The organism is Streptomyces sp. NPDC007856 (genome assembly GCF_042868225.1).
Classification (GTDB): domain Bacteria; phylum Actinomycetota; class Actinomycetes; order Streptomycetales; family Streptomycetaceae; genus Streptomyces.
On sequence record NZ_JBIAEC010000006.1, the window covers coordinates 381,357 to 396,951 of the forward strand.

Sequence of the window (15,595 nt, forward strand, 5' to 3'; positions counted from 1 at the left end):
GGCTGCTGGGGTGGAGAGTTCGGTCGTCTGCCTGGTGCGGTCCGTGGTGGGCTGGTCGCGCCCACGCGGCGGTAGCCGCATATCAAATACAGCCCCGCGCCCCCTCGGGGCGCTTCCCCGTCCGATTTCCGCCGGCCCTGGCAACGACCGGAACCTAACCTCGGGAGCATGATGAGCACCGTCCCACGTCAACGTCTTCTCCCCGCCGGCGCCGCCTGCGTGACCGTCGTGCTCTGGGCGTCGGCCTTCGTGGCGATCCGGAGCGCGGGGCAGGAGTACTCCCCCGGCGCGCTGGCCCTGGGGCGGCTGGCCTCGGGGGCCCTCGCGCTGGGGGTCATCTGGGCGATACGCCGGGAGGGGCTGCCACCCAGGGCCGCCTGGCGCGGCATCCTGCTCTCCGGGCTGCTGTGGTTCGGGTTCTACATGGTCGTCCTGAACTGGGGCGAGCAGCAGGTGGACGCCGGTACCGCCGCCCTCGTCGTGAACGTCGGCCCGCTGCTGATCGCCCTGCTCGGCGCGCGGCTGCTCGGTGATCCGATGCCGCCCCGGCTGCTGGCCGGGATGGCCGTGTCGTTCGCGGGCGCGGTGACCGTGGGGCTGTCGATGTCGGGCGGCGGCCGCAACTCCGTGCTCGGCGTGGTGCTGTGCCTGCTCGCCGCCGTCGCGTACGCCTCCGGTGTCGTCGCGCAGAAGCCGGCCCTGGGGCAGGCGAGTGCCCTGCAGGTGACGACGTTCGGGTGTCTGGTCGGGGCGGTGGCGTGTCTGCCGTTCGCCGGGCAGCTGGCGCACGAGATGGCCCATGCGCCCGCGTCGGCGACCCTGAACATGGTCTACCTGGGCGTGTTCCCGACCGCCCTGGCCTTCACCACCTGGGCCTACGCCCTGGCCCGCACGACCGCCAGCCGGATGGGCGTGACGACGTACGCCGTGCCCGCGCTGGTGGTGCTGATGTCGTGGCTGGTGCTCGGCGAGGTGCCGGGCGTGCTCACGCTGGGCGGCGGTGTGCTGTGTCTCGCGGGTGTGGCGGTGTCGCGGTCCCGCGCCCGTGGTGGCCGGACGGTGCGGGTCGCGGCCGGTGAGAAGCCGCGACCCGAGAAGGTCACCTGAACCTCAGAACACCACCAGCGCCCGGCCGCCCTTGCCCGCGAGCATGTTCTCGAAGGCGGCCGGGATGCCCTCCAGGGCGATCCGTTCCGTCACCAGCGCCGAGAGGTCCAGGCGGCCTTCGCGTACACGCTCGGCGAGCACCGGCACGTCGCGGGCGGGATCGGTGTTGCCGTAGACGCAGCCGGACAGGGTGCGGCCCCAGTGGAAGAGCTCCAGGGCGTTGAAGGTGACCTCCTGGTCCTTGCCGCCGATGCCGACGACCGTCGTACGGCCGCCCCGGCGGGTGGAGTCCCAGGCCGCGCGGATCGACACCGCGCGGCCCACGCACTCGACGGCGACGTCCACGCCCTGCTTGCCGGTGAGGGCGCGGATCTCACGCGGTGTGTTCTCGGAGGCGAGGACGTAGTCGGTGGCGCCGGCGGCGCGGGCCAGCTCCTCCTTCGCCGGGGAGACGTCCACGGCGATGATCCTGGACGCGCCCGCGATGCGCGCCGACTGAAGGGTGGCCAGGCCGACCCCGCCCGCGCCGAACACGGCCACCGTCTCGCCCGGGCGGACCTTCGCCGAGTGGTGGACGGCGCCGTAGCCGGTGAGGACGGCGCAGCCGAGGAGGGCCGCGTCCACCAGCGGCACGCCCGCCGGGAGGGGCAGTACGCAGGACGCGGCGACGACCGTCTCCTCGGCGAACGCGGCCACGTTGAGGCCGGGATGCAGGTCGGTGCCGTCGGTGGTGCGGGCATAGACGTCGGCGGCGCCGTTCAGGGCGTTGGCGCACAGCCAGACCTCGCCGAGCGCGCAGGCCTGGCAACTGCCGCAGGACGGGGCCCAGTTGAGGACGACGGGGTCGCCCTCGACGACATGGGTGACGTCCTCGCCCACGGCCACGACCGTGCCGGCGCCCTCGTGGCCGAGGACGGCCGGGACCGGGACGCGCATGGTGCCGTTGGACAGGGACAGGTCGGAGTGGCAGACACCGGCGGCGGCAAGGCGGACCCTGACCCGTCCGGGGCCCGGGTCGGGCAGCTCGATGCCGGTGATCTCCAGGGGTGCGCCGATGGCGGGCAGGACGGCGGCTCGTACGGCCATGGCTCGGGTACTTCCTTAGAACTGGAGGGACTTGGTCTGGAGGTACTCGGTGAGTCCGTGCGCGCCGAGTTCGCGGCCGACTCCGGACTGCTTGTAGCCGCCGAAGGGGGCCACGGGGTTGAACCGGCCACCGTTGATGTCCACCTGGCCGGTGTCCATGCGCCGGGCGAAGGCCACCGCCTCGGCCTCGTCGCCCGCCCAGACGGCGCCGGCGAGGCCGTAGACCGTGCCGTTGGCGATGCGCAGGGCGTCCTCCTCGTCGTCGTACCGCAGAATCGACAGGACCGGGCCGAAGATCTCCTCCTGGGCGATGGTCATCTCCGGGGTCACGTCCGCGAAGACCGTGGGGCTGATGAAGTAGCCCTTCTCCTGCGGAAATTCGGGGCCGCCGGCGACCAGGCGGGCGCCCTCGGTGATGCCCTTCTCGATGTAGCCGCGCACCCTCGCCCGCTGCTTGGCGTTGACGACCGGGCCGATGCGGTCGCCGTACTTGGCGGCGGCCGCGGCGGCCAGTTCGACGGCCTCGTCGTACTGGTCGCGGTGGACCAGCATGCGGGTCCAGGCGCTGCAGGTCTGCCCGGAGTTGGACATCACGTTGGCGACGCCGACGTTCACCGCCTTGGCGAGGTCGGCGCTCGGCAGGATGACGTTGGCGGACTTGCCGCCGAGTTCGAGGGCCACCTGTTTGACGGCCGCGCCCGCCACCGCGCCGATCTGCCTGCCGACCGCCGTGGAGCCGGTGAAGGAGACCAGATCCACGCCCGGGTGCTCGGCGAGCGCCTGGCCGGCGACCGGGCCGAGGCCGGTGACCAGATTGAACACACCGGCCGGCACGCCCGCCTCGTGCACCGCCTCGGTGAACAGCTGGGCGGTGAGCGGGGTGTCCTCGGCGGGCTTGAGGACCACCGTGCAGCCCGCGGCGAGCGCCGGGGCGGCCTTGGCGACGATCTGGTGCAGCGGGTAGTTCCAGGGGGTGATCGCGGCGACCACGCCGACCGGCTCGTGCAGGACCGTGGAGTTGCCGACCTTCTCCTCGAAGGAGTGGGTCGCGGCCAGCTCGGCGTAGGAGCCGGCGACGGCGATCGGCACGGCCGCGTGCACGGCCTGGGAGAACTGCAGCGGGGCGCCCAGTTCGGCGGTGACGGTCTCGGCGATCTCGTCCTTGCGGGCCACGAGGACGTCACGGAGGGCGGCGAGGCGCGCGGCGCGCTCGGCCGGCGGCGTAGCGGCCCAGGCGGGCAGGGCGGCGCGGGCCGCGCGTACGGCGGTGTCGACGTCCAGGGCGCCGCCCGCCGGGACCCTGGCGATGACCTGCTCGTCGGCCGGGTTCACGACCTCGATCACATCCGTGCTCTCGGCGGGGCGCCAGGCGCCGTCGATGTACAGGCCGTCGTGTGCCTTCATGCTGCTTCCTCCCGGCGGGTCTGCGTCGTCCGGCACACAAACTAGCGACGTTAGTTTTTTGGCGCCAGCGGTTGCCGGACGTACCCGGACATCATCGCCGGGGCGGCCGGTGCCCACGCGTGCAGGTGGGGCAGCTCACTCGTCCAGGTCGGGCAGCCGGTCGGGGGACGGGCAGATGCGGTCGCCCTGCTGGTCGAAGACGAAGAGATGTGCGAGGTCGACGAGGAGCGGGACCTGCATGCCGTGGTGCAGCCGGAGGTCCGGGGTGGTGCGCACCACCAGGTCGCCGGGGAGCCGGCCCTCCGGGGGCGCGGGCTCGGGCCCGCCCTCTCCCCCGGGTTCGAGCACGACCACCGGCCCGGCGCGCCGCGCTCCGGCCCGTTCCCGCAGCCGGTCCAGTGCGGAGGGGCCTTCCCTGTGCCGCCGTCGCGTCGGCCGGGCGGCGGGGCGCGGGGCCTCCAGTTCGGGTACGACGGCGGGCCGGGAACCGGTGTCGAAGTGGACCAGGATCTCGTGCCCCTGGAACTCCACGTGCTCCACGAGCCCGGTGATCGCCACCTCCCCGGGCCGGGCGGAGCTGTGCTTGGCGATGCGCACCGCCTCCGACCGCAGTCCCACGATCACCTCCCGGCCCTGCTGCACGCGCAGCAACTGGTGGTCCAGGCAGAGCGGTTCGGGCAGCCGCAGGGCCTGTTTGCCCAGGCTGATGGTCATGGCGCCGTCCAGCGGGGCGCGGACCAGGCCGCGCAGCAGGTTGATGCGCGGGGTGCCGATGAAGGCGGCGGTGAAGACGTTGCGGGGCAGGGCGTAGACCTGGCGCGGGGTGCCGACCTGCTGGAGCACGCCGCCGCGCAGTACGGCGACCCGGTCGCCGAGGGACATCGCCTCGGCCTGGTCGTGGGTGACGTACACCGTGGTGACGCCCAGCTCTCGGGTGAGCTGGGATATCTCGGCGCGCAGGTGGTTGCGCAGCTTGGCGTCGAGGTTGGACAGCGGCTCGTCCATCAGGAAGGCGGAAGGGTGGCGCGAGATGGCCCGGCCCATGGCGACCCGCTGCCGCTCGCCGCCGGAGAGCTGGCTCGGGAAGCGGTCGAGCAGTTCCTCGATGCCCAGCATGCGGGCGGTGGCCGAGACGCGGGGAGCGGGATCCGCGCCGGGGTCCTCGATGCGCAGCGGGAAACCGATGTTGTCACGGCTGGTCATGTTCGGATACAGGGCGAAGTTCTGGAAGACCATGGCCATGCCCCGCTCGGAGGGCTGCCAGTGGTTGGCGTACTCGCCGTCGAGCAGCAGCTCGCCCTCGTCGATGTCCTCCAGTCCGGCGATCATCCGCAGCACGGTGGACTTGCCGCAGCCGGACGGGCCGAGCAGGACCAGGAACTCGCCGGGGGCGATGTCCAGCGAGAGCCCGTCGACCACGCGTGGGCCGCGTGCGTAGGACTTGCTCACGTCGTGCAGTTCGATGGCGCGTGTCATGCCTGCCGCCCCCGGGGGCTGTCCGGAGCGCCGCTGCTCCGTGGTCCGAAGACCCCGCGCGGGTCGAACGGGGCCTGTGGGTCACGGAAGTTAACGGAATGTGCCCGGCCGGGGGAAGACATCGCGCGGCCCTGCGTGTCACTTGGTCGCGGTCAGGTGGGCGAGGACCACCACGTTGCTGGTGTAGCCCGTCCGCCGGGTGTAGAGGCCGCCGCAGGTGAGCACGCGCAGTTCGGGGCGCCGGGTCCGGCCGTAGACCTCCTGGTCCGGAAACTCCGCCTTGTCGAAGACCTTCACCTGGTCGACGCTGTAGACGGCGGTACGGCCGTCGGCGCGCCTGACCTCGATGGGTTGGCCGGGTTTGACGAAGGCGAGGGCGGCGAAGACGGCGGGCCCGGTCCTGGTGTCGCGGTGGCCGACGGCGATCGCGGTGCCGGACTCGCCCGGTGTGGGGCCGCCCTCGTACCAGCCGACCAGCTTGGGCCGGTCGACCGGCGGCGTCGCCAACTGCCGCTCCCCGTCCAGCCGGACGGCCGCGACCTGGGCGTCGATCCCCAGCGAGGGGATGCGGAAGGACGTCGGCCGGGACCGGGGCAGCGGACGGGGCGGGGGCGTGGGGCGCCCGTCGGCGCTTGAGACGCCCGGCCCGGCGACCGCCACCCCGTCCGGGTCGCCGGCCTGGCCGGCCCCGCCGTGTCCCCCGCACCGGCTCCCGGTCGTCACCAGGACGGTCACCAGCAGGGCCGTCCTGGTGAGGCGGTAGGCGCGGGTCCGGTACCACGGCCTGCGTCTGCGCCTACGCGGCGCCATGGGGCCGCCGGCGGTTCCGCCGGACGTACACGGCACCGCCGACCGCGGTCAGGCCCACGACGCCCGCGGCGGCCACCGGTGAGTACGCCGCGGCGGTGTCGATCAGGCCGCCGCCGCCCGCGTGCACGCCGCCCCTCGGGTCGTAGTGGTCACCACGCCCCCATGTTGCGTCGTCCCGGTGGTCGTCGGAGATCTGACCGCCCGGTTCGTGTTTCTCCTCGTGTCTCCTGCCATGGCAGCTGACCCGGAAGATCTTCTGCTTGGTGGCGCCGGACACGACCCAGGTGAGCGTGTACTGCCCGTCGGCGAGCCCGATCGTGTCCGTGTGACCGGCGCCGCCGCCGAGTTGGATGGTGCCGGTGGTCGTGGCCGCCGTGGGCAACGGGGGCTGCGCCGTGATGGTGTAGGGGATGGTGGGCAGAGCGTCGAAGTTGATGGCGTCCAGGTAGAACTTGCACACCACCGGGGCGTCCGTCGTGTTGTCGGGGCCCGCCGGGCCCACGGGATGGATCCTGATGTCGCCGTTCTCGCCGGCCTGGGCCGCCGCGGTCGGTGCCACCACCCACGACACAACCGCCGCGGCGAGGGCGGTGAGGACAACAGTGGCGCCCGCACGGGAACCGAAGGCACGTGGTGAGGTCAGGGTGGGCATGCACATTCCTCCGCGTCAGACGATTTTCATACAATCCCTCTTTCATCTGGACTGTGCTTTATGTGTCGCATATCTGACGAACCGACACCCGGCGCGTCGTCAGAGATCGCTCGTGCGGCGCAATGCCGAGCGCGGTGGCCTGCGACGCGCGGTCCGCCCCTCGCCCTCCGTCTCCTCCGGCTTCTCCGGCTTCTCCGGCGACCGCAGCGCCACCCCTGCGGACAGCAGCAGCAACGCCCCCAGCAGCACGAACGGCGCCGCGACCCCCGCCAGGCCCGCGACCAGGCCCGCCGCGGCCGGCGCGGCCACCTGGCCGAGCCGGTTGCCGGTCAGGCGCAGTGCGAGCGCCGTGGAGCGGGCCTCCGCCGGCGCCGCCTGCACCACCGTCGTCATCGACAGCGGCTGGCCCACCCCCAGACAGAAGCCCAAGAGCGTGAGCATCAGACCGAGCACCCACACCGGCACCGGCACCGCGACTCCCGCGCACAGCACCGCCGCCAGGAAGCAGGTCAGGGTGAGCAGCGCGGGGCGGCCCAGCAGCCGGAGCAGCGGGGTGAGCACCAGGCGGCAGGCGATCGTGGCGCCCGCGCGCAGGCTGAGCAGGACGCCGACCGCCGAAGGGGCGATGGCCCGGTGCTCGCCGACCACCGGGAGATACGCGGTGAGGATGTCCGTCGCGGACAGGACGGAGAGGCTGATCAGCATGCCCGCGGGTACTCCACGGGCGCGCAGGATGCGGCCCACCGGCACGCGGTCTCCCTGCCGCGCACCGGACTTGACGGCCGTACGGTCCTCGATGCGCCACAGCGAGGTGAAGGCGACGGCCGCGCCCGCGCCCGCCACGACCAGGGCGAGCGCGCTGCTGTGCGCCATGGCGGGGCCGCCGATCATGGCGCCGGCGGCGACGGGGCCGATGAGCTGGCCGAGGGAGGCGCCGATGGTGAAGTGCCCGAAGTTGCGGTCCCGTTCGGGCGGCGCGGACTGGCGGGCGACGAGCGACTGGGCGCCGATGACGAAGCAGAGGTGGCCGAGGCCCATCACCCCGCTCCACAGAGCCATCGCCCAGAGGGAGCCGGCCAGTCCGCTCAGCGCGCAGCCGCCGGAGATCAGGACCACGCCCGCCGGCAGCAGGGGTGCGCAGCGGCCGTGGTCGGTGCGCCGGCCGAGCGGTACGGCGGCGAAGAGGGGCAACAGGGCGTAGACGCCCGCGATGACGCCGACCGCCCGCTCGTCGGCGCCCAGCGCGAGGGCCCGGTAGGAGACGGCGGGCCGGGCCATCGACACCGCCCCCTGCGCGAAGCCGAAGGCGAGGACGAGGCGGAGCAGCCAGCCGCGGTTCCCACGGGGCGCCATGGAAAGTCCCTTTCCGGAGAGTCAGATGATGCCGAAGAGGATTCCTGCCCCGAGCACCACCAGACGATCGCGAACATGAGCATCGCCGCGGTGGGGGCGAGGCCGGTGACGCCGTCGATGACGTAGTCGCCCAGCTTGGCACCCTTGCCCACGAACACGCAGAAGAGCGCGGGTGTGAGCACGAGCGCCGCGATCGAGGCGACATCTTCTTCAGCATGATCAGGACCAGGAAGGTCGTGATCATGGCGAAGCCGAGGATGGTGAGCATATGAGTGGATACCTAACGTTCGCCCTTGAACATCCCACCTGGGGGTCGGCGGTGCGATGACGTTAGGTCCCGTCGGTCGGCGTCAACAAGATGTTGACGTGTGGGCAATAAGCGCGAAAGTCCAGGTCACAGGCTTGCGGTGAGCTGGACGGGGACGCCGTTGAGGACCGCGTTGCCGGAGAGCGGGTCGAGCAGGCTGCCGTCGAGGAGCTGGTTGACGTTGACTCCGGGGGTGGTGGTGGCGTGGCCGAGGCGGGTGCCGGGGCGGTCGTGGCCCCAGCCGTGCGGCAGGCTCACCACCCCGGGCCGTACGGCGTCGGTGACCTCGGCCGGCGCCACCACCTCTCCCCCGGCGCCCTTCACGCGTACGTCCGCCCCGTCCCGGACGCCGAGGCGGGCCGCGTCCTCGGGGTGAATGTGCAGGGTGCAGCGGTTGGAGCCGCCGGTGAGGGCGGGCACGTTGTGCATCCAGCTGTTGTTGGAGCGAAGGTGGCGGCGGCCGACGAGGACGAGGCCCTCGGGGCGCTCGCGCAGGGCCTGACGCAGCCGCGGCAGGTCGGCGGCGATCGGCTCGGGCAGCAACTCCACCTTGCCGCTGCGGGTCTTCAGCGGCTGCGGCAGGCGCGGGCGCAGTGGGCCGAGGTCGATGCCGTGCGGGTGGGCGAGCAGCCTGTCCAGGGTCAGCCCGTCGGGCCGTACGCCGAAGCCGTCGCCGTACGGGCCGAGGCGGAGCATCAGGTCCAGCCGGCGCTCGGGGCCGGTCTCGCCGGTGAGTTCGGCGGCGAGCTCCTTGGGGTCGCGGCCGTACACCGGCGAGTGCTTCTCCTGTACGGCCTTGCCGAGGGTCTGGTCGACGACCATGGCGTCGACGGCGGCCGGGTCGGCACCGTGCATGCCGGTGGCCGCGAGGATCAGCCGGGCGAGGATCTCGCTCTCGGCCATACGGCCGGGCTCCAGCGGGACGGCGGGGCGGCTGTAGCGGACCTGGTTGCGCACGGCGAGGGTGTTGAAGGCGAAGTCGTGGTGCGGGCTCTGGGAGGGCGGGGGCGGGGGCAGCACGACGTCGGCGTGGCGGGAGGTCTCGTTCAGGTACGGGTCGACGCTGACCATGAAGTCCAGGGAGTCCAGGGCCTTGTCGAGGCGGTCGCCGTCGGGCGCGGACAGCACCGGGTTGGCGGCCACGACGATCAGGGCGCGGATCGGTTCGCCCTCGTCGGTGCCGGTGTCGATCTCCTCGGCGAGCGCGGAGAGCGGCAACTCGCCCTTGGCCTCGGCGAGTTTGCGCACCCGGGAGTGCCAGCGGCCGAGCGCGAAGCCGCGGCCGGGGCCCGCCGGGCGGGGCGTCCTGTCCGTGGCGGCCTGCGGGAAGAGGGCGCCGCCGGGCCGGTCCAGGTTGCCGGTGAGGATGTTGAGGACGTCCACCAGCCAGCTGGCCAGGGTGCCGTGCGGGACGGTGCAGCTGCCGATGCGGGCGTAGACGGCGGCGGTGGGGGCGGCGGCGAGTTCGCGGGCGAGGGTGCGGATGGTCCGCGCGTCGACGTCACAGGCCTCCGCCACAGCTTCGGGGGTGAAGTCCTTTACTGCTTCCCGGAGTTCGTCGAGGCCCTGGACGTGCGGGGCGAGGTCGGCGAGGTCGACCAGGTCCTCCGCGAAGAGGGTCTGCGCCATCGCCGCGAGCAGCAGGGCGTCGGTGCCGGGGCGGACCGCCAGGTGCCGGTCGGCGAGCTTCGCGGTGCGGGTGCGGCGCGGGTCCACCACGGTGAGGTGTCCGCCGCGGGCCCTGAGCGCCTTGAGCTTGCCGGGGAAGTCGGGGGCGGTGCACAGACTCCCGTTGGACTCCAGTGGGTTGGCGCCGATGAGCAGCAGATGGTCGGTGTGGTCCAGATCCGGTACGGGGATGGCGTTCGCGTCGCCGAAGAGCAGCCCGCTGGAGACGTGCTTGGGCATCTGGTCGACCGTGGAGGCGGTGAACAGGCTGCGGGTGCGCAGGCCGGCGAGAAGGACCTGCGGGTAGAGGGCGCCGGCCACGGTGTGCACGTTGGGGTTGCCCAGGACCACGGCGACGGAGTCCGGGCCGCGGCCCTCCACGACCGGCCGGAGCCCGGCGGCGACCGCGTCGAAGGCCTCCTCCCAGGTGGCCTCGCGCAGTTCGCCGTCCTTGCGCACGAGCGGGGTGCGCAGCCGGTCGGGGTCGGAGTCGACGGCCCCGAAGGACGCACCCTTGGGGCAGATGAACCCGTTGCTGAAGACGTCCTCGCGGTCACCGCGGGCGCCGGTGACACGGGTGCCCTCGATGGTGAGGGTCAGCCCGCAGGTGGCCTCGCACAGGGGGCAGATTCGCAGGGCGGTGCGGGGCACGGGTCCTCCCGGGGGTCGGCGGCGGTGCCTGGTGAGCGCGGCACGGCCCGGAGCGAGCATACCGACCGGTACGCATGGAGGGGAGGTCTCTTCCCGTGAACGATGGCGGGGAACGTCAGTCGAGTACGCGCGCCAGATACGCCCGCAGCAGCTCCCGGGTCTCCGTGATGATCGCCTCGTCGCCGTCCGGGTCGGTCCGGAAGGCCAGCTGGACGAGGGCGTCCGCGCTCTCCACGGCGACCAGGAAGACCCGGCGCAGGTCGTCGTCGGGGGTGCGGCCCAGGTAGCCGGAGAGCAGGTCGGTGAGGCGGTCGGCGACGCGGGTGTTGGGCTCGGAGTGCCGGGCGCCGACGGGTATCTGGTTGCCGAAGTCGACCAGGGAGAAGCCGGGCGCGGTGCGCTTCATGGCCAGGTACTCGTCGAGGACCGCGTCCATCGCGACCCGCCAGTCTCCCCGATGCCCGGCTGCGCTCGCGCGGGAGGCACCCCCACCGCCCGCCTTCCTCAGCCGCTCGGTGACCCGCTCGGTGTACCGCTCCAGGTTGCGCTGGGCGAGGGCGTCGGCCATCTGCCGCTTGTTGCCGAAGAACCGGTAGACCGAGCCGATGGGCACACCGGCGCGCAGGGCGACCGCGCGGGTGCTCAGGGCGTCGTAGCCGACCTCGTCGAGGAGTTCGGCGCAGGCGTCGAGGATCCTGGTCAGCCGTTCGGCACTGCGCCGCTGGACCGGCGCGCGGCGGAGCGATGTCGCGTGGGGCACGGACTTCATGATGCCTCTCCGCCGGGGCCGGGTGAACCTTGCCCTCCAGTACGGAGAAGAGTGGCCGGTGCACTCAGTTCCCGGCGGCCGGGGTCGCCGTGCCGGTCGAGGGCCGGGCCGGCGCCGTCTCCGCCTCCGACACCGTAATGTCGGCGGTGCTCTGGACCGGCTTGCCGTGCACGGCCCACACGGTGCCGTCGTCGGCGTACAGCCGGGCGGTGACGTGGTGGGTGCCGTGCGGGACGAGACCGTCGGGCAGGTGGTACTCGTGGGAGCCCAGCCGGGTGATCCGGTGGCCGTCGACGAAGAGGTACACGAGCCCGCGCCCGGGGACCGCCGTGGTGCCGGCGCCGGGTGCGGAGCAGCGGAAGTGGTGGAACGTCAGCCGGACGTCCCAGCCGCCGACGGAGTCCGGGGTGACCTCGACACCGACCTGCGGCGCGTTCTTCTTGGCGACCTCGCGCAGATGCCGGCCGGTGGAGTCGGTGTCGTCCAGGACCTTGCCGACCGGCGAGGGCGAGACCGTGCCGCCGTGGGGGTGCCCGGTCGTGCAGGCCGCCGTGCCGAGCGGCAGCAGGACGGCCGCCGCGAGCGCGGCGAGCGTCCTGCGGGTCCACGACGTCCTCGGCATGCCCCGGAGAGTAGAGCAGGCCTCCGGTCTCCCGAATCCGCCTCAAGTCTGGTTCTGCCCGCTCCGCGAGGTCCCCCTGGGGGAGTAGGCGCGGCCGGGTCCGGACGCACTCGCGGTCGGCGTCGGGGCGGAGTCACTGCGGGTGCCATTCGAAGAGCAGGATGCTCGCGTCGTCCCGCAGTCGGTTGCGCTGGTGGTCGAGGAGGGCGTGGATGAGCAATCGCAGCACCTCTGCCGGGCGTTGCCCGGCGGCGGAGGAGCGGATGATGAAGTCGGTGAACCGGTCGAGGCCGAACCCCACTCCGTTCGCGTCGCGTGCCTCCACGACCCCGTCGGTGTAGAGCAGGACGTGGTCGCCCGGTTCCAGTGTCGTCTCGCGGACCTGCCGGGCCGCCGGAGCGAGCTCGCCGGCCAGGCCGATCGGGGGCTGCGGGGGGCTGTCGAGCGCGCCGTGGACCACCCGCTCGGAACGGATCAGCAGCGGCGGGGGGTGACCGCAGTTGACCCAGCGCAGCACCCCGGTGATCGCATCGAGCCGGCACCGCACCCCGGTGCAGAAATGGTCGGGCAGCCACTGGGCGAGCGCCCGGTCCACGGAACCGACGACGTCGGCCAGGTCGCCACCGCCGCGGCGGGTGTTCCGCGCCGCCGCCATGGCGACCGACGTGGTCAGGCCGAAGGCCAGGTCGTGCCCCATGGCGTCGAGGATCATGGTGTGCAGCACGTTCTTGACCACCGAGTGGTCGAAGGCGTCGCCGGCGATGTCGTAGGCCGGTTCCAGGACCGCCGTCGAGACACACCTCCTGCTGCCGATGGTGCGGGGTGGCAGGAAGGCCCGCAGCATCTCGGCGGGCAATCCCATGGTCGCGGTGCGGATGCGGGCGGCGAGCCAGTCGCTGTAGGCGCGCTTGGAGGTGATCAGCATGGCCAACAGATGGGCGAGCATCCTGCTGCGGCGCATGCGTGCCTCGTCCGGCGAGGCGGTCCGCACCGCCAGCACGCCCAGCCGCTCCGCGCCGTCGACCAGAGGCATCCAGATGATCACGCCGTCGTCGGTGTCGGCCACCCGCGGGGAGAGGGTGCGGTACGCCCAGCCGGCCGACGAGTCGGCCACCGACAGCGGCTCCAGGGCCTCGTCCAGCGGGATGAACTGCCGTTGTTGCAGGTCGACGAGGTAGATCAGCGCGCTGTCCAGGCCGAGAGCCGAAGCGCACCGGTGCGCCAGGGCGGGCAGTTCGACCGGCAGGGCCGTCTGCGCCTCGACGATCAGCTCCTCCAGCCGACTCTCGTCGACGGCGGCGTCGGAGCCGACGGGCGCGTGCGGTGGGTCCGACACGGGATCACCCCTTCCGCGCCCAGTCTCACACCGCTCCCGCCCCCTCTCACGTCAGGGACGGTCCGGCCGGAACAGGGGTCTTTCCGCGTGCGCCCGCTCGCCGGCGGAGTACGGCGGCCCTCTTGCGCCCGCCCTCGCGTATTCCTACGGTGATACATAGGAATAAGGAGCGCGATCAACAGCGCGATCAGGAGCGCAAGGGAGCGATCATGAGCGATGGGGGTGCCTCCCGCGCGAGCGTGTTCGAGCGTGGGGAAGCGCGCAAGGCCGCTGCGGGACTGTCGTATCTGACCGGATTCGGCAACGAACACGCCTCGGAGGCGGTGCCGGGCGCACTGCCCGAGGGCCGCAACTCACCGCAGCGGGCCCCGCTCGGGCTGTACGCGGAGCAGCTGAGCGGTACGGCGTTCACCGAGCCGCGGGCGCACAACCGCCGCTCCTGGCTCTACCGCATCCGCCCCTCGGCCGCGCACCCGGCGTTCACCCGCACCGGCAACGGCACGATCCGCACGGCCCCCTTCACCGAGACCGTGCCCGACCCCAACCGGCTGCGCTGGAACCCGCTGCCCGAGCCGCCGGCCGGCACCGACTTCCTCGCCGGACTGTGGACGCTCGGCGGCAACGGCGACGCCACCCAGCGCGCCGGCATGGCCGTGCACCTGTACCACGCCGACACCTCGATGGAGCGCGTCTTCTCCGACGCCGACGGCGAGCTGCTGATCGTGCCGGAGCACGGCGGACTGCTCCTGCACACCGAGTTCGGCCGGCTCGCTGTGGAACCCGCACATGTGGCGCTGATTCCCCGTGGGGTGCGCTTCCGTGTGGAGCTGCTGGATGATTCCGCGCGGGGTTATGTGTGCGAGAACTACGGCGCACCGTTCCAGCTGCCCGACCTCGGCCCGATCGGCGCCAATGGCCTCGCCCACGCCCGGGACTTCCGGGCACCGGTGGCGGCGTACGAGGACGTGGCCGGCCCGGTGGAGGTGGTGAACAAGTTCTGCGGCAACCTGTGGACGGCCACCTACGACCACTCGCCGCTCGATGTGGTCGCCTGGCATGGCAACCATGTGCCGTACGTCTATGACCTGCGCCGTTTCAATGTGATCGGCACCATCTCCTACGACCACCCGGACCCCTCCATCTTCACGGTCCTGACGTCCCCGTCGGACACCCCGGGCCTGGCCGGCGTCGATTTCGTCGTCTTCGCCCCGCGCTGGCTGGTGGGCGAGGACACCTTCCGGCCGCCGTACTTCCACCGGAACGTGATGAGCGAGTACATGGGCCTGATCGAGGGCGCGTACGACGCCAAGGCGGAGGGCTTCGTGCCCGGCGGCGGCTCGCTGCACAACATGATGTCGGCGCACGGCCCGGACCGGGAGACCTTCGACAGGGCCAGCGCGGCCGAGCTGAAGCCGCAGAAGATCGACGACGGTCTGGCCTTCATGTTCGAGACCCGCTGGCCGGTGACCCTCACCCCGCACGCGGCCGGCGCCGACCACCTCCAGCAGCGCTACGACGACGTGTGGCAGGGGCTCCAGCGCCATTTCCGCGGATGACGCCTCTGTTGCGCCTGACGTTCATCGACAGGTACGGATAGCCGCGTGACCTCCTTCGCCCCGGATTCGATCGTCCTGAACCGCAAGCTGCCGCTGTGGTACCAGGTGTCGCAGTCGCTGCGCGCCTCGATACTCGGCCGCTCCCCCGAGGACCCGCTGCGGCTGCCCACGGAGGAACAGCTGGCGGAGCACTACGGCGTGAGCGTGCTGACCATGCGGCAGGCGCTGAAGGAGCTGGAGGACGAGGGACTGATCAGCCGCCACCGGCGGCGCGGCACGTTCATCGAGCCCGACGTGCGGCGGGGCGCGCCCGTCCGGCTGCTGGGCTCGGTGGACGCGATCGTGGCCCAGCAGTCCGGGATGACGACGGAACTGCTGGACCACGGCATGACACCGGTGCCGGCCGGTGTCACCGAGTACTTCCCGGGCCTCGCGCAGGTGATGACGTACCACCGCCTCCGCAGCGACGAGAAGACCGGCGAGCCGACCAACCACGCCGTCAACCATGTACGCCCCGAACTCGCCGCGCGCATCGACCTGGAGGACCTGGTCCGCTGGCCGATGACAAAGGTGCTGCGGGACGTGGTCGGGGCGGACATCAGCCGCATCACGGACACCGTTGAGGCACGGCTCGCGGACCCGGAGACGGCGCGGCTGCTGCAGGTGCCGCTGCTCAGTCCGATCCTGCACTACACGGGGGTGACATATGACAGCGGCGGGCGGGTGCTGGACGTGGCGGTGATTCAGTATCGGGGGGACCGGTTCTCGTTCACGGTCACCCTGGATGCAACCTGATAC

Annotated in this window: 13 protein-coding genes and 1 pseudogene; 3 read left to right on the forward strand and 11 right to left on the reverse strand. The window is 72.4% G+C overall.

All coding sequences use genetic code 11. From position 1 onward, the window contains the following. The first annotated feature begins 171 nt into the window (after window positions 1–171). Window positions 172–1,107, forward strand: a complete 936-nt coding sequence (locus ACFYOH_RS17660; protein WP_388626622.1) for a DMT family transporter — start codon at window positions 172–174, stop codon at window positions 1,105–1,107. Window positions 1,108–1,110: 3 nt separating this feature from the next. Here the strand turns inward: ACFYOH_RS17660 and ACFYOH_RS17665 are convergent, their stop codons facing one another. The 11 genes and pseudogenes from ACFYOH_RS17665 to ACFYOH_RS17715 form a co-directional block, all read right to left on the reverse strand. After that, entirely contained in the window at window positions 1,111–2,193 is a 1,083-nt protein-coding gene (locus tag ACFYOH_RS17665) for a Zn-dependent alcohol dehydrogenase (RefSeq protein ID WP_388626497.1), read from the reverse strand. Between the two features lie 15 nt (window positions 2,194–2,208). Continuing rightward, the gene (locus ACFYOH_RS17670; protein ID WP_388626499.1) at window positions 2,209–3,597 is read right to left on the reverse strand and encodes an aldehyde dehydrogenase family protein; all 1,389 of its coding nucleotides are present in this window, start codon (window positions 3,595–3,597) and stop codon (window positions 2,209–2,211) included. A 135-nt stretch (window positions 3,598–3,732) separates the two neighbouring features. Continuing rightward, entirely contained in the window at window positions 3,733–5,073 is a 1,341-nt protein-coding gene (locus ACFYOH_RS17675; RefSeq protein WP_388626501.1) for an ABC transporter ATP-binding protein, read from the reverse strand. A gap of 138 nt (window positions 5,074–5,211) precedes the next feature. After that, window positions 5,212–5,883 carry a class F sortase gene (locus ACFYOH_RS17680; RefSeq protein WP_388626503.1) on the reverse strand — a complete coding sequence of 224 codons (672 nt, stop codon included), beginning with the start codon at window positions 5,881–5,883 and terminating at the stop codon, window positions 5,212–5,214. Then, window positions 5,870–6,535 carry a hypothetical protein gene (locus ACFYOH_RS17685; RefSeq protein ID WP_388626504.1) on the reverse strand — a complete coding sequence of 222 codons (666 nt, stop codon included), beginning with the start codon at window positions 6,533–6,535 and terminating at the stop codon, window positions 5,870–5,872. Before ACFYOH_RS17685 ends, ACFYOH_RS17680 begins: the two co-directional genes overlap by 14 nt. Window positions 6,536–6,634: 99 nt before the next feature. Continuing rightward, complete coding sequence (locus tag ACFYOH_RS17690; RefSeq protein ID WP_388626505.1) at window positions 6,635–7,888, reverse strand: MFS transporter; 1,254 nt, start codon at window positions 7,886–7,888, stop codon at window positions 6,635–6,637. A gap of 56 nt (window positions 7,889–7,944) precedes the next feature. Next, window positions 7,945–8,156 (reverse strand): annotated as a pseudogene (locus ACFYOH_RS17695) (citrate:proton symporter); the annotation flags it as partial. Between the two features lie 126 nt (window positions 8,157–8,282). Continuing rightward, window positions 8,283–10,514, reverse strand: a complete 2,232-nt coding sequence (locus ACFYOH_RS17700) for a molybdopterin oxidoreductase family protein (RefSeq protein WP_388626507.1) — start codon at window positions 10,512–10,514, stop codon at window positions 8,283–8,285. Between the two features lie 115 nt (window positions 10,515–10,629). Continuing rightward, a complete protein-coding gene (locus ACFYOH_RS17705) occupies window positions 10,630–11,283 on the reverse strand; it encodes a TetR family transcriptional regulator (RefSeq protein ID WP_388626508.1) in 654 nt (217 codons plus the stop codon). Between the two features lie 64 nt (window positions 11,284–11,347). Next, a complete protein-coding gene (locus ACFYOH_RS17710) occupies window positions 11,348–11,905 on the reverse strand; it encodes a hypothetical protein (protein ID WP_388626510.1) in 558 nt (185 codons plus the stop codon). 133 nt (window positions 11,906–12,038) lie between these two features. Continuing rightward, entirely contained in the window at window positions 12,039–13,241 is a 1,203-nt protein-coding gene (locus tag ACFYOH_RS17715; RefSeq protein WP_388626512.1) for a PP2C family protein-serine/threonine phosphatase, read from the reverse strand. A gap of 209 nt (window positions 13,242–13,450) precedes the next feature. Between ACFYOH_RS17715 and hmgA the strand changes: the two genes are divergently transcribed. Both hmgA and ACFYOH_RS17725 read left to right on the forward strand, forming a co-directional pair. Continuing rightward, window positions 13,451–14,797, forward strand: coding sequence for a homogentisate 1,2-dioxygenase (hmgA, locus tag ACFYOH_RS17720; RefSeq protein WP_388626513.1), 1,347 nt, complete (start codon window positions 13,451–13,453; stop codon window positions 14,795–14,797). A 45-nt stretch (window positions 14,798–14,842) separates the two neighbouring features. Further along, on the forward strand, window positions 14,843–15,592 hold the full coding sequence (locus ACFYOH_RS17725) for a GntR family transcriptional regulator (protein WP_388626515.1): 750 nt from the start codon (window positions 14,843–14,845) through the stop codon (window positions 15,590–15,592). The last annotated feature ends 3 nt before the right edge of the window (window positions 15,593–15,595 follow it).

Excerpts from the sequence above, each read along its gene's own strand:
- ACFYOH_RS17660 (WP_388626622.1), top strand. The coding sequence starts at position 172 with ATGAGCACCGTCCCACGTCAACGTCTTCTCCCCGCCGGCGCCGCCTGC.
- ACFYOH_RS17665 (WP_388626497.1), bottom strand. The coding sequence starts at position 2,193 with ATGGCCGTACGAGCCGCCGTCCTGCCCGCCATCGGCGCACCCCTGGAG.
- ACFYOH_RS17670 (WP_388626499.1), bottom strand. The coding sequence starts at position 3,597 with ATGAAGGCACACGACGGCCTGTACATCGACGGCGCCTGGCGCCCCGCC.
- ACFYOH_RS17675 (WP_388626501.1), bottom strand. The coding sequence starts at position 5,073 with ATGACACGCGCCATCGAACTGCACGACGTGAGCAAGTCCTACGCACGC.
- ACFYOH_RS17680 (WP_388626503.1), bottom strand. The coding sequence starts at position 5,883 with ATGGCGCCGCGTAGGCGCAGACGCAGGCCGTGGTACCGGACCCGCGCC.
- ACFYOH_RS17685 (WP_388626504.1), bottom strand. The coding sequence starts at position 6,535 with ATGCCCACCCTGACCTCACCACGTGCCTTCGGTTCCCGTGCGGGCGCC.
- ACFYOH_RS17690 (WP_388626505.1), bottom strand. The coding sequence starts at position 7,888 with ATGGCGCCCCGTGGGAACCGCGGCTGGCTGCTCCGCCTCGTCCTCGCC.
- ACFYOH_RS17705 (WP_388626508.1), bottom strand. The coding sequence starts at position 11,283 with ATGAAGTCCGTGCCCCACGCGACATCGCTCCGCCGCGCGCCGGTCCAG.
- ACFYOH_RS17710 (WP_388626510.1), bottom strand. The coding sequence starts at position 11,905 with ATGCCGAGGACGTCGTGGACCCGCAGGACGCTCGCCGCGCTCGCGGCG.
- hmgA (WP_388626513.1), top strand. The coding sequence starts at position 13,451 with ATGAGCGATGGGGGTGCCTCCCGCGCGAGCGTGTTCGAGCGTGGGGAA.